Annotated in this window: 10 protein-coding genes, 1 tRNA gene and 1 riboswitch; of the genes, 2 read left to right on the top strand and 9 right to left on the bottom strand. The window is 73.1% G+C overall.

Features of this window, described 5'->3' with window-relative positions:
* Positions 1 to 24: 24 nt before the first annotated feature.
* Positions 25 to 840, bottom strand: coding sequence for a MaoC family dehydratase N-terminal domain-containing protein (locus F7P10_RS39315; protein ID WP_151017075.1), 816 nt, complete (start codon positions 838 to 840; stop codon positions 25 to 27).
* A 103-nt stretch (positions 841 to 943) separates the two neighbouring features.
* Between F7P10_RS39315 and F7P10_RS39310 the strand changes: the two genes are divergently transcribed.
* On the top strand, positions 944 to 1135 hold the full coding sequence (locus F7P10_RS39310) for a hypothetical protein (protein ID WP_218040279.1): 192 nt from the start codon (positions 944 to 946) through the stop codon (positions 1133 to 1135).
* A gap of 50 nt (positions 1136 to 1185) precedes the next feature.
* Here F7P10_RS39310 and F7P10_RS39305 read toward each other — a convergent pair whose 3' ends face one another.
* The 8 genes from F7P10_RS39305 to F7P10_RS45225 all read right to left on the bottom strand — a co-directional run bounded on the left by F7P10_RS39305 (position 1186) and on the right by F7P10_RS45225 (position 12846).
* Positions 1186 to 2340, bottom strand: a complete 1155-nt coding sequence (locus F7P10_RS39305; RefSeq protein ID WP_151017074.1) for an acetyl-CoA C-acetyltransferase — start codon at positions 2338 to 2340, stop codon at positions 1186 to 1188.
* A gap of 60 nt (positions 2341 to 2400) precedes the next feature.
* Positions 2401 to 3018, bottom strand: coding sequence for a TetR/AcrR family transcriptional regulator (locus tag F7P10_RS39300; protein ID WP_151017073.1), 618 nt, complete (start codon positions 3016 to 3018; stop codon positions 2401 to 2403).
* Between the two features lie 14 nt (positions 3019 to 3032).
* Entirely contained in the window at positions 3033 to 3812 is a 780-nt protein-coding gene (locus F7P10_RS39295) for an SDR family oxidoreductase (protein ID WP_151017072.1), read from the bottom strand.
* A 47-nt stretch (positions 3813 to 3859) separates the two neighbouring features.
* The gene (locus tag F7P10_RS39290; RefSeq protein WP_151017071.1) at positions 3860 to 5047 is read right to left on the bottom strand and encodes an acyl-CoA dehydrogenase family protein; all 1188 of its coding nucleotides are present in this window, start codon (positions 5045 to 5047) and stop codon (positions 3860 to 3862) included.
* A gap of 24 nt (positions 5048 to 5071) precedes the next feature.
* Positions 5072 to 6490 carry a glycosyltransferase gene (locus tag F7P10_RS39285; RefSeq protein ID WP_151017070.1) on the bottom strand — a complete coding sequence of 473 codons (1419 nt, stop codon included), beginning with the start codon at positions 6488 to 6490 and terminating at the stop codon, positions 5072 to 5074.
* The gene (locus F7P10_RS39280) at positions 6484 to 9366 is read right to left on the bottom strand and encodes a CDP-glycerol glycerophosphotransferase family protein (protein ID WP_151017069.1); all 2883 of its coding nucleotides are present in this window, start codon (positions 9364 to 9366) and stop codon (positions 6484 to 6486) included. The genes F7P10_RS39285 and F7P10_RS39280 overlap by 7 nt, the downstream gene beginning before the upstream one ends.
* Before the next feature lie 153 nt (positions 9367 to 9519).
* Complete coding sequence (locus F7P10_RS39275) at positions 9520 to 10332, bottom strand: CHAP domain-containing protein (protein ID WP_254716249.1); 813 nt, start codon at positions 10330 to 10332, stop codon at positions 9520 to 9522.
* Positions 10333 to 10375: 43 nt separating this feature from the next.
* Positions 10376 to 10531, bottom strand: a riboswitch (cyclic di-AMP (ydaO/yuaA leader).
* Positions 10532 to 10947: 416 nt separating this feature from the next.
* Positions 10948 to 12846: a PP2C family protein-serine/threonine phosphatase gene (locus tag F7P10_RS45225; protein ID WP_302851408.1), complete on the bottom strand. Its 1899-nt coding sequence runs from the start codon at positions 12844 to 12846 to the stop codon at positions 10948 to 10950.
* A 307-nt stretch (positions 12847 to 13153) separates the two neighbouring features.
* On the opposite strand from F7P10_RS45225, the gene F7P10_RS39265 reads away from it, so the two are divergent.
* A tRNA-Pro gene (locus tag F7P10_RS39265) sits at positions 13154 to 13227 on the top strand.
* Positions 13228 to 13577 lie beyond the last annotated feature (350 nt).

Genomic DNA, 13577 nt, shown 5'->3' with positions numbered 1-13577 from the left:
GGCCCGGAGCCGTCGGCCGGCCGATCAGGGCGAGGCGGCGAACGTCGCGGTCATCGCGGTGACGCCGCCCGGCGCCTCGATCGACAGCGCGCCGTCCGGACCGCCCGCCGCCGCGAACGGCCGCCCCGCGAAGACGGGCGTGCGGGCGCGGAACGACAGTTCCCGCACCCGCACGCCCGCCCGGCGCGGCAGTTCCAGGCACAGGATCGCCAGCAGCGGGCCGTGCACGACGAGCCCGGCATGCCCCTCGACCTCGGTGGCGTACCGCTCGTCGTAGTGGATGCGGTGGGCGTTGTAGGTGAGCGCGCTGAACCGGAAGAGCAGGGCCGGATCGGCGGTGACCGGCAGCGTCCACGGCGCGTCCACGACCGGAGCCTCCGGCGACGGCGCGGACGGGCGCGGCGCGGCGTCGCCGCTGCGGTAGACGAGGTCCTGCTCCTCGACCGCGATCTCCGTGCCGTCCCGCAGGAACGTGTGCCGCACGGTGACGAACAGCATCTCGCCGGTGCGTCCGGTCTTGACCGCCGTCGAGGCCAGCTCGTCCCGCCGGGTGACGGTGTCGCCGACGCGGATCGGCTCGGCGATCCGGAACCTGCCGCCGGCGAACATGCGGCGCCGGTCGGGGATCGGCGGCAGGAACCGGCCCTCCCGGGGATGCCCGTCGGCGCCGAGTTCCCGCTGCGCCGGACGTTCGAGGAAGTACAGCCACTGCCACAGCGGGGGCAGTTCCTCCCCCGGCGCCCCGGTGTCCAGCACCCCGGCGAGCGCCGCCGCCGGCGCGGGCCCGATCACCTCGGTCGTCTCGTGCGCCTCCGGCGCCCAGCCCGCGACATCGATCACCGGCCCGATCCCCTTTCATATATTTGATAGGAGATTATGCCGAACGCGGCCACGGCTCCGCGGGCCGGGGGTCACGCGAACGCGTCGACGCCCGATCGAGCCGGTGACCGGGCAGACGGCCGAGGCCGCGGCAGAACTGCTGAAATCCACCGGCCTGCACGGACACAAGTACGCGATCGACGCGACGGTCGCCGGGGTCGCCCTCCGTCAACCGGGCCCAGTGGCGATGCTGACCTCAGACATCGACGACATGTTCCAGCTTTGCGGAGATCGAGTGCGACTCGTCCGGGTCTGACATCGGTGGAATGAACCGGGCCCGCGACGACGCACGGGCCCGGCCGCTCCTCAGAGGCGTTCGATGACGGTGACGTTGGCCTGCCCGCCGCCCTCGCACATCGTCTGGAGGCCGTAGCGGCCGCCGGTGCGCTCGAGCTCGTGCAGCAGCGTCGTCATCAGGCGGGCGCCGGTCGCGCCGAGCGGGTGGCCGAGCGCGATGGCGCCGCCGTTGGGGTTGACGACCGCGGGATCGGCGCCGGTCTCCTTCAGCCAGGCCAGGACGACGGACGCGAACGCCTCGTTGATCTCGACGGCGTCGAAGTCGCCGATCGTCATCCCGGTCTTCTTCAGCGCGTGCGCGGTCGCGGGGATCGGCGCCGAGAGCATCCGGATCGGGTCCTCGCCGCGCGCGGAGAGGTGGTGGATCCGGGCGCGCGGGGTGAGGCCGTGGTCCTTGACGGCCTGCTCGGAGGCGATGAGCAGGGCGGCGGAGCCGTCGGAGATCTGCGACGACAGCGCGGCGGTGAGGCGGCCGCCGTCCACGAGCGTCTTCAGCCCGGCCATCTTCTCCAGGGACGTGTCCCGGCGCGGGCCCTCGTCGTGCTCGACGCCCTCGAACGGGACGATCTCGCGCGCGAACCGGCCCTCGTCGATGGCCCGGACGGCGCGGCGGTGCGACTCGTAGGCGAAGGCCTCCATGTCCTCGCGGGACAGGTCCCAGTCGCGGGCGATCATCTCGGCGCCGCCGAACTGCGACACCTCGCCGTCGCCGTAGCGCCGCACCCAGCCCTTGGAGCCGGCGAACGGGCCCTGCGTGAAACCGAGCTGCTCGCCGGCGATCATCGCGTAGGAGATCGGGATCTGCGACATGCTCTGCACGCCGCCCGCGACCACCAGGTCGGACGTCCCGGACAGGACGGCCTGCGCCGCGAAGTGCACGGCCTGCTGCGAGGACCCGCACTGGCGGTCGACGGTGACGCCGGGGACCTCCTCGGGCAGCCCGGCCGCCAGCCAGCAGGTGCGGGCGATGTCGCCGGCCTGCGGGCCGACCGTGTCCACGCAGCCGAACACCACGTCCTCGACGGCGGCCGGGTCGACCTTCGCGCGGTCCATCAGCGCGGTCAGGGCGTGCGCGCCCAGGTCGGCGGGGTGCGCTCCGGCGAGCCCGCCGCCGCGCCGCCCGACCGGCGCGCGGACCGCTTCGACGATGTAGGCCTCGGCCATGGTCTCTCCTTCGTGGGGGGCGTCAGCGGGCCGGTCCCCGGCGGAACCGGCCTCCGGGGGTCAGGTCGCCTGGATTCCTTCCAGGAACATGGCGAGATAGTGCTTGGCGATGTCGTCGGCGGACAGCCGCCCACCGGGCTGGTACCAGTTCGCCGCCACCCAGACCGTGTCGCGGATGAACCGGTAGATCAGCGTCCGGTCGAGGTCGGCGCGGAACGCGCCCTCCCGGACGCCCCGGTCGAGGAGCGCCAGCCACATCTCCTCGAACCGGCGCTGCGAGTCCAGCAGGTACCGGAACCGCTCGCTGGTCGCCAGGTGCTTCGACTCGTTCTGGTAGATCACGACGGCCGGGCGGTGCCGGTCGATCGAGCGGAACGACTCCACGACGATGCCCTCGAGGGTGTCGCGCGCGCTGCGTCCCTCGTCGAGGACCCGCTCGTAGGAGGCCCACATGTCGTCCAGGAAGGTGGAGAGGATCTCGTCGGCCATCGACTCCTTGGAGTCGAAGTGGTAGTAGAGGCTGCCGCCGAGGATCCCGGCGGCGTCGGCCACCTTCCGGACGGTGGTGGCGGAGTAGCCCTGGGAGGCGAACACCTCGGCGGCCGTGGCGAGCAGCTCGGCCCGCCGTTCCGCGCGTGCGGCCGCGGTGCCCTCGGCGTCGCGCCGTCGTGGACTCATGGGTTACGGACTTCCTAAGGATGCTGTGAGGAGACGGAGACGACCTCCCCGGTCATGTACGAGGAGTAGTCGGCGGCCAGGAAGACGATAACGTTCGCCACCTCCCACGGCTCGGCGTAGCGCCCGAACGCCTCCCGGCGCGTCAGCTCGTCCAGCAGCTCCGCCGAGGTGACCTTGACCAGGTGCGGGTGCATGGCCAGGGACGGCGAGACCGCGTTGATCCGGACGCCGAAGTCGGCGGCCTCCAGCGCCGCGCAGCGGGTGAGCGCCATGACGCCGGCCTTGGCCGCCGCGTAGTGCGACTGGCCGCGCTGCGCCCGCCAGCCGATCACCGACGCGTTGTTGACGATCACGCCGGAGCCCTGCTCGCGCATGATCCGCAGCGCGGCGCGGGTGCAGCGCATCGTGCCGTTCAGGGTGATGTCGAGGACGCGGTCCCACTGGTCGTCGGGCATGTCGACGAGGTCGGAGGTGCCGCCGAGACCCGCGTTGTTGACGGCGACGTCCACCCGTCCGAACCGCTCGACGGCCAGCCCGTACAGGGCCGCGACCTGCTCCTCGGAGGTGACGTCGCAGGGCAGCGACGCGACCCGGTCGGCGCCGAACTCGGCGGCGAGCTCCTTCTCGGACGCGGCCAGCCGCCGCTCGTGCGCGTCGGAGATCAGGACGCGGGCGCCCTCCTCCAGGCAGCGGCGGGCGGTGGCGCCGCCGATCCCGGCCCCGGCGGCCGCGGTGATCACGACGGTGCGGTCCTTCAGCAGGTCGTGGCCTTCGACATAGGGGGGCGGTGTCATCCGCGGACCTCTCTGTTCATGGTCGCGCTCGCTCCTTCGCTCGTTCCTCACTCGGTCCCTCGCCGCTCGCGTGGGAGCCCGAGCACGCGCTCGGCGATGATGTTGCGCTGGATCTCGTTCGACCCGGCGTAGATCGTGTCGGAGCGGGAGAACAGGAACAGCCGCTGCCAGTCGTTCAGGTCGTAGGGCTCGCCGCCCGCGACGAGGCCCGCGGCGCCGAGCACGTCCATGGCCAGCTCGCCGAGCTCGCGGTGCCAGGTGCCCCAGACCAGTTTGGAGATGGACGACTCGGGCCCCGGCGCGCCGGCGGCCACCCCGGCCATCGTGCGCACCGCGTTGAGGCGCATGATCTCCAGACCCATGTGGGAGCGGACGAGCCGGTCGCGCAGCAGCGGGTCGTCGATCGCGCCGGTGCGGCGGGCCAGTTCCAGCACGCCCTCGAACTCGCGGCGGAATCCGACCTGCTGGCCGAGGGTGGCGACGCCGCGCTCGAACCCGAGGGTGGCCATCGCGATCTTCCAGCCGTCGCCGGGCGCGCCGACGATGTTGCCGGCGTCGGTGCGGGCCCCGTCGAAGAACACCTCGTTGAACTCCGAGGTGCCGGTGAGCTGCACGATGGGCCGGACGTCGACGCCGTCCGCGTCCATCGGCACCAGCAGGTACGACAGCCCGGCGTGGCGGGACGAGCCCGGCTCGGTGCGGCACACGACGAAGCACCAGTCGGCCTCGAGCGCCAGCGACGTCCACACCTTCTGCCCGGTGACGCGCCACTCCCCGTCGCGGAGTTCCGCGCGGGTCTGGACGTTCGCCAGGTCGGAGCCCGCGTCGGGCTCGGAGTAGCCCTGGCACCACAGCTCCTCGACCGCGACGATCGGGGGCAGGAAGCGGGCCCGCTGCTCGTCGGTGCCGAACGCGATGATCGTGGGCCCGAGCAGGTTCTCGCCGATGTGGTTCACCCGCGCGGGGGCGTCGGCGAGCGCGTACTCCTCGTGGAAGATCACCTGCTGCTCGACGGTGGCGCCGCGGCCGCCGTGCTCCTTCGGCCAGCCCACGCACGTCCAGCCGGCGGCGGCCATGTGCCGCTCCCAGGCCAGCCGCTCCTCGTGCGCCTCGTGCTCGCGGCCCGGGCCGCCGAGCCCGCGGGCGTGCGCGAACCCGCCGGACAGGTTGGACTCGAGCCAGTCGCGGACCTCGGCCCGGAACGCCCGGTCCTCGGGGGACTCGTTCTCGTTCACGGCCCGCACTCTACCAAACAGTTGTTAGAAAGAATCCCCCTCCAGGGCGGGTGCCGCGTCCCGCCCGGCGGGCGACGCCGTGGGCCGTCCGGTTCGCCGCCGCGCAGGCGTCGCCCGGCGGCCGGCCGACGGGGCCGGTGAGGCCGACGCGGCGGCCCCGGCGGCCTCGCGCGCGCGCCGCCCCCGCCCCCGCTGCCGTTCCCGCTCCGCCGCGACGCCGTCCCGTGCGGGCTCCGCCGCCGGGACGGCCGGGAGATCGCGGTGCAGCAGGTCGAACAGCCGGTCCCAGCGGGCGAGGACGGCCTCCGGCCGGAACCGCCGGACGGACGCGCGCGCGTTCGCCCCCAGCTCGCGGCACAGTTCGGGATCGTCCATGAGCCGGCCGAGCGCGGCGGCGAACGCCGCCGTGTCACCGGGCGGGACGAGCACCCCGGCGTCCCCCGCGCCCGCGTCCCCGAGCAGGGCGCGGACGCCGGGCGCGCAGTCGAACGCCACCGTCGGCAGGCCGTACGCCATGGCCTCCAGCACCGACATCGGGAACCCCTCGGCGCGCGACGGCAGCGCGAAGATCGACACCTCGACGAGCGCGTCCTCGACGTCGGCGACCACGCCCCGGAACTCCACGGAGCCCCCGAGGCCCGCCTCGGCCGCGCGCCGCCGCAGCGCCTCCTCGTCCGGTCCGGTCCCGTAGACGTGCAGACGCCAGCCGGGGCGCCGCTCCCGGGCCCGCTTCCAGGCCTCCAGCAGCAGGTCGACACCCTTCTCGTCCGACAGCCGCCCCACGCAGGCGACGGCCGGCAGCTCGAGCGTCGGGTACACCGACGGCTCGACGTGCAGCGGGTTCGGGATGTGGTCGGCGTTGGTCATGCCCGCGCGGGCCCACGCGTCGGCGTCCTCGGCGGTCAGCGCGAGCAGCCGGTCGGCGCGGGCGTAGTGCTCCCTGACCCGCCCGTGGCGGGACGAACGCCGCGTGGCCTCGTACGACTCGTGCGTCATGCCCACGACCCGCAGGCCCGAGGTGTCGGCGAGCCGCACCCACTCCATCGCCCACACCTGCGCGACGATCACGACGGCCCCCGGCCGGGCGGCGGCGAACAGCGCCGACAGCCGGGCCGCGCCGCGCCGCTGCGCGGCCGCGCGCCACACGTCGCGTCCCCGCGCGGCCGGGTCCAGGCGGGCGCGCGCGGAGCGCGGCCGGTGGGCGAGTGCGGGCGGCCGCCAGCGGTCGTGCAGCGTCGCCACCCGGTACGCGCCCGCCGGATCGCGCGCGGCGGGGCCCTGGCCGCGGGTGATCCCGACGAGGGTGACCCGGTCGCCGCGCGCCGCGAACAGCCCCGCCATGTGGTGGGCCCAGCGCTGGAGCCCTCCGACGTCGTCGGCGTTGTTGCAGACGATGAAGACGTCCCGTCCCGCACCGTCGCCGCCGTTCCCGCCCGTCAGCATGCCCGCCCCCGTTCGGCGAAGTAGCGTTCCACCACCGTCCGCGCCGCCGTGCCGCGGTCGTGCTCGCCGAACCGCGCGGCGAACGCGCGGCGCCGGGGAGCGTGCACCGCCTCCGCCGCGTCCAGCCCGGCGAGCACGGCGGCCAGCTCGTCCGCCGTCCGGGTGATCGGCCCCGGCGCGTCCCGCTCGAGGTCGACGTACCCGGCGCCGTATCCGGCGCCCGGTCCGGCGGCGCCGTCCGGCAGGTGCAGAACGATCGGACGGTCCAGCAGCGCGAAGTCGAACATGATCGACGAGCGGTCGGTGATCAGCGCGTCGGCGAGCAGCAGGAGCGGGGTGACGTCGGGCACGTCACCGACGTCGCGCATGACCGCGAGCGCGGACGGCGGGAGGTCCGCCCGGCAGAGGTAGTGGGGGCGCAGGAGCAGCACGAACTCCTCCCCCAGGTCCCGCGCGAACGCGTCCGGGTCGATCGGCGGCGCGAGCGTCCGGACGGGACGGCCGCGGGGACCGGTCGCGAACGTCGGCGCGTACAGCAGCAGGCGCCGCCCGTCCTCCGCCAGCCCGAGCGCGCGGCGCAGTTCGGCGGCCTCGGCGGCCGGTTCGGGTCCGCCGTCCACCCCGGCGACCAGCGGATCGTTACGGGGATAGCCGGACGGCAGCAGCTCCGCGCGGACGCCGAGGGCCGGGCACAGGGTGCGGACGTCGTGCTCCGACCGGACCAGGAAGCAGTCGTAGCGGTCCACCATCCGGCGGAGCCGCCGCCGTTCCGCCGCGGGGGCGCCCTTCAGCCGCGGCTGGTCGAGGCCCATCGGCTTGACCGCCGAACCATGCCAGGTCTGGATATAGGTGGTCTCGGGCCGCTTGCGCAGGCCGTCCGGGAAGCCCTGGTTGTCGACCCAGTACCGCGCCCGCGCGAGCGCCCGGTAGTAGGCCCACGAGCCGCGCCGGACCAGCCTGGCGTCGGGCGGGAACCCCTCCGGCGACGACCGGTAGGACCACACCGCGTCCACCTCGTGACCGGATCTGCGCAGTTCCCGGTAGATGTACTTCGGGTTGTCGGAGTAGGACCGGCCGAGGTGGCTCTCGAACACCGCCAGCCCGGGCCGGACCGGAAGCCGCGTCAGGACCCGGTTGAACACCGCGACCTTCGTCCGGCGGGAGGTCAGCGCGCCGCGCGCGGACCGGTGCAGCCGCCGCGCCCGCCGCCACGAGCGCCGTCCCGTCCGGGTCGCCGCGGCGCCGCGCACGAGCGCCCCGGTCAGCCGCGCGCCGCGGCCGCGCCCGTCCAGGACGAACGACAGGTGCCCGGTCGCGGTCACCCGCGAGCGCAGCACGTCGCCGGCGAGGCGGGACAGCCGGGGCCGCACCGGAAGATCGACGCCGTTCAGGGGAGGCGAGCCGGGGCCGGCCCCCGGCCGGGTGACCATCGTCTCGCCGTTCGCCGTGACGCGCAGGCGGACGTCCCACAGCGGATCGACGAAGCCGACCGGCCGCACGCAGCGCCGCGGATCGAACTCGGCGCGCCAGTCCAGCCGGTCGCCGCGGTGCTCGACGTCGGCCCCGATCCGCGCGGCCGGGGCCCGCCCGCGGCGGTCCCGGAACACCAGCACGGCGGACAGGTCGGCGTCCGGCGGCACCCTGCCCAGCGGGTTCAGGACGTGCCCGGCCAGCCGGGCGCAGCCGTCCCGGACCTCCAGCCGGGTCACCGTGTTGCCCGGGTTCAGCTCGCGCAGCGGCCGCAGGTGGAACCCGAACCCGGTCACGTCCAGGATCCTGTGGCCGGGCCCCCCGCGCGGCGGGCGGGCGCCCCAGAAGATCCGGCCGTCGCGCTCCGCCAGCGGGGCGCGCAGTTCGGCCAGGCCCGAACGGTGCTCCGCGGCGGCCAGCGCCGCCTGGTGGTCGCCCTCGCGGACCAGGTGCGCGGCGATCGCCGCCATCGGGTTGGCATCCTCGATCGCCCGCGGGTCCAGCTCGCCGAGGTAGCCCGCCGCCAGTTCGAGGAAGCGCGCCCGCCGGCCGGGGTCGCGGCCGCGCAGCTCCCGCAGGTACAGCACGAGGTCGTGGTTGACGAACTTGACGTCCTTGGCCCGCTTCAGATCGTGGGCGCCGCGCAGCGCGAACAGCATGTCGATCCGGCGGTGGATCTCCAGCCGGTCCGCGAAGTTCGCGAGTTCGGCCCGCCGGTCGGAGATCGACGGGCCCGCCGCGGCGTCCTTGACCAGCCAGTTGTAGACGCGGTGCGGGATCAGCGCGGTGCGGCGCGCCGAGAGGTAGGCCTCGGCGGTGAACAGCAGGTCCTCGTAGTGGAGGCGCTCGACGAACCGAAGCCCGTACTCCTCCAGGAACTCCCTGCGGTACGCCTTGTTCGTGGACAGCGTGTCGTAGAGGAGATCGGGGTTCTCGCCGAGCGACCCGTAGACGGCGCTGCGCTCGTACAGCCACGGGTACCAGGGACGGGTGCGGTTCCTCGCGCCCCGCGGCCGGTTCAGGAAGACCCGCGTGCACAGACCGGACACGAGATCGGCGCCGGTGTCCTCGCCGGCGGCGACCAGATTGAGGCACGCGTGCCGGTCCAGCAGGTCGTCGCTGTCGAGGAACATCACGAACCGGCCGTCCGAACGGTCGATCCCGGTGTTACGGGGACGGCCGCAGCCCCCCGAGTTGACCGGCAGGTGCACGGCCCGTACCCGGCCGGGGTGCGCGGCGGCGAGCCGGTCCGCGACCTCGCCGGTCCGGTCGGTGCTCGCGTCGTTCACGATCACCGTCTCCACGGCGCGCAGCGACTGCCCCAGCGTCGAGGCGACCGCCCGGGGCAGCCGACGCGCGTCGTTGTAGGCGATCACCACCACACTGACATCCGGGCGCACCCGCATGGGCCTTCCCTCCGCTACTCCGCGTGCCAGGGATTCCTTTCCAGGAACGCGCGGGCGAGGTCCAAGCGCGGCCAAAGCCTGTCAATGGTTCGCATTACCGTCGGAACGCCGAAGGCGCCCGGCGGTGCGCCGGGCGCCTTCGCGATCCGCGGATCAGGCGTACTCGGGGTAGCCGTAGCCGACGATCTGGCCCTTGTCGCGGGTCTTCTCCTCGACGGCGTTGTTGCTGTTGCCCTCGATGGTGCTGACGGTGCCGTCGCCGTTGTCCTTCTCGACGATGCCGACGTGGTCGATGTCGCCGATGTCACCGTCCGAGCCGGCGCCCCAGTCGAAGAACACGATCGCGCCGGGCTTGGCCTTCTGGCCCCAGCGGTCCTGGTCCTTGAACCAATTGGCGTGCGTGACGGTGTAGGCGTCCCAGTTCATGCCCTTGACGCCGGTCTGCGCGCCGAGCCAGGACACGAACATGTCGCACCACGCGGCGCCCTTGTAGGCGTCCACCGAGAAGCCGCCATCACTGGCCAGCGTCTTCGCGGTCGGGGTCGAGACCCACCAGTCGTGGAACTTGGTCATGTCGCCCGGGCCCTCTTCCTCGATGCCGACCTGCTCCTTGGCCAGGTCGATCACCTCGGACACCTCGACGGCGCGGGGCGCGACCTTCCACCCGTGCGCCTTGGCCCTGGCGAGGCTCATCGTCGCCCCGGACCCGGCGGCCTTCTCCGCCTTCTCGACCGTCGCGGCCTTCTCGGAGGTGTGCGACACCGCGGCGGCCTTCTGCGCGTTCGCGGCCGTGGCCTCGGTGGACGCGCTCGCACCGGCGACCGGGTTGAAGACCGTCAGGCCCACGGCGCCGGCCAGCACCGCGCCGACGGCGACGCCGACGGCCCGGTCTTCGGAGGTCATGCGCTTGATCGCGAGTTCCGGAGCCAGCCGCTTCACGGCGGTCTGGGGGTTGAAGCGCTTCACGGACTCGCTAAGTCGATCGAAACGACCGGTCATGCAGGGAATCTCCTTGTCTCCCATGACGCCTACCGGGTTAGCTGACGGATTCGGGCATGGAAGAGCCCTACGGCGCGCTCTGGGCACGCCGATTCACCCCGTGGAACTTGGGTCCCCGGCTCCGCTCGGCCCTTAAGGGCTCACGCGGACTCGGCCTTCACGCCGCGGTGCGGCGCTGGATTGTCGGATTTCTCTGAGCGACTGCTCTTGAGGGGCGCGCGTGCATGGCGCGCGTCGCGTGCGTGGTCCGCTCCGCGACCGGCGGCCGCGCCCCTGGCACGGCCGGCTACAACGCGTGGATCGCGCTGCGAGATTCGAGTTGAAGGTACCAACCTTCCCCGGGAAAGCAAACCAGAGCAAAATTGATCTTTTCCCTGGTCAAGCACCCTCCAAGGACTTACCAACACCCACCCGCAGGAGGTTCTTCCCGATCTTTACCCGCTCCCTCGGAACCCCTTATGCACAAGGGCTGACGGGTAATGGCGCCGCCGCCATTTCTAGATCCACAAAGTGGCCGCCACGGTGCCTCCGACCTGCACGGACACCGCCCGGCAGGGCATTTCGGGTGTCCTAAGTCACAGATCACTCGACCCGCAGCGCGAACAGGGTCGTGTCGTCGGCCGCCCGGTCGTGCTCCATCCGCGCCAGAACCTCGTCCAGAGCGACCTCAGGACGCCCCGACCCCTCCTCCAGGATCGTGGTGAGCCGCGCGATGCGCTCGTCCAGATCCGCGTCCCGGCGCTCCACCAGCCCGTCGGTGTACAGGAAGACCATGTCGCCCCGCACCAGCGGCGTGTTGATCGTCGTGTACTCCCAACCCGGCATGGCGCCGAGCATCGGATCCCGTACGACCTCCAGCGGCGCGGCCCGTCCCTCCCGCACGAGGATCGGCGGCGGATGCCCCGCGCACGTCCACTCCATGACGCCCCGGCTCGGATCGAAGTGCCCCACGATCGCGGTGCCCGTCGCGGGCGGGTCCATCGTCCCGACCAGCTCGTTCAGCCAGCCCACCAGCCGTCCCGCCGGCTCGCCCGTGAACGCCAGCCCCAGCAGCCCGTTGCGGGTCCGCGCCATCGCCGCCGCCGCGGGGAGCCCGTGCCCCGCCGCGTCCCCGATCGCGAACAGGCCGCGTCCGTCCGGCAGCCCCCGCGTGGCGAACCAGTCGCCGCCGATCCTGGCCGCGCTCTCCGCCGCCAGGCTGCGCAGCGCGATCCGCACCCCCGGCAGCCGCTCCACCTCGCCCTCGTCCGGCAGGATCGCGCGCCGCAGCGTCACCGCGACCCGCCGCTCCTGCGCCGTCCGCGCCTGCTGCTTGAGCATCTGCCGCCGGGTGTCGGCCAGCGCCCGCTCCACGCCCCGCCGCCGCGTGATGTCCTGCGACACGATGTTGACCGACACCGGCAGGCCCGCGTCGTCCAGCACCGGCTCCGCGAACAGCCACAGATGCCGCGGCCGCCCGTCCTCGCCGATCACCCGGTGCTCGGCCTCCACCGGCTCCCGCCGCGAGAACAGCGTCTGCAGCGCCTCCTCCACCAGCGGAAGGTCGTCGTCCGCCACCGCCTTCGGCAGATCGTGCGGCATCGGCGGGATCTCTTCCGGGGCCAGCCCGTAGTTCACGAGCATCTGCGGCGTCCACTCCGCCTCACCCGTCACCAGATCCCACTCGCCGAACCCCAGCTGGGCGAGGCGCTCCACCCGCTCCATCCGCCGCGCGAGCCGATCCTCCCTGCTGTGGTAGCGCCAGACCACGCACACCCCGGTCGGCACCCGCACGCACCGCACGCTCATCCGCGACGTCCGCGACAGCCCGCTCTGCGCCGTCGTGTACATGATCGACTCGCGATCCAGCGTCTCCCCGCCGCCGAGCACCTCCACGTACTCCTCGAACAGCCCGGTCAGAGCGGCACCCGGGTCCGTCCGCAACAGCCGAAGCCCCGTGAGCTCCTCGGCCCCCCTGCCGAAGAGATCCTTCGCCCGCCCGTTCAGCGCCGCGTACAGGAAGTCCGCGACCTTCCCCTCCGGTCCCCGCACCGGCACCAGGTGCGCCGCCGAGTCCAGCGCCCCGTCCAGGATTCCCCGAGCCACCACATCGTCCGGCAACCCCGCCAAGATCTCCTGGTCGCCCCCGGTGTCCTCCGCGGTCACCCGCGCCAGCACGTCCTCGGCCTCCGACACCACGACCCGCCGTGTCGTCGACACCTCCGCCCGCGGCGCCCGCCGCGCCGCGGCCACCGCCTCCGCCGATCCGGCGCCGACGTCCTTGACCACCAGCGCCGCCGCCTCCGCGAGCTCCATGTCCAGGTCCCGCGCGAGCCAGATCAGGTGCTGCAGCGCCTCCCCGGGCGGCACCCCGAGCCGCCGCGCCAGCACCACCCGCGCCTCCGCCATGACCGCGCGGTCGTGCGCGGCCCCTCGCAGGTCCTCAAGGTCGGGCACCGCCGCGTGCAGCCCCGGCGTGCGGGCCCCCTCCGCTTCGGCCAAGCCACTCCCCCATCAGGCGCGTCATGCCCCGAGAGAAAAAGCTACATACGCCAGCGAAGGACTATTCGTCCCCTTCCGGGTCTCCTGCCCGTATCTTTAACCCGGTTTTCCCTGGATGCCCGAACTTCACCACTTCCGGTGACCGTCCGGGGACCGTCCCCTACCCCACCAAGTGACCCAGGTCACACCATGCGGGACGGGCCCTCACCACAAGATCACGGACCACCCTCGGGGTCCTCAGAATCCGGTACGCACTACCCCGCGGACTGCGCTAGAGTAATCAACGCCCGCTGCACGCGGCAGGCACCGGGACGTAGCGCAGTTTGGCAGCGCACTTGACTGGGGGTCAAGGGGTCGTGGGTTCAAATCCCGCCGTCCCGACAGAGAAAGCGCAGGTCACAGGCCGGTTCTCCGCCACGGGGGACCGGCCTTCTTGATCGTCCGTTAGCCGTTCGTTAGCGAACCGGATCGTCCCTCCCGACACTCCCCCGGTTCACACGGCACCAGAAGCACCCCGAGTTCAACGTCCGTGACCAGCGGATGTTCACTCGCTCCTACCGAGGGCAACCTCGCCAAAGCCACACGCGGCGATCAGGCAACTGAGCCGTCCCGCAATCACTCACCCGGCCACCACCGCCACCTCTCCGCTCAGCAAAGCGGAGACCGCGTCGCAGCCCCGTTGAGGTCCGCCCGCCCACCGCGCAGCGGCCCACCCTCCACGGCACTCGCAC

The sequence above is a fragment of the Actinomadura sp. WMMB 499 genome, assembly GCF_008824145.1.
GTDB lineage: Bacteria > Actinomycetota > Actinomycetes > Streptosporangiales > Streptosporangiaceae > Spirillospora.
Note: the sequence above shows the minus strand (reverse complement) of the source record. Positions and strands in the feature narration are given on the sequence as shown.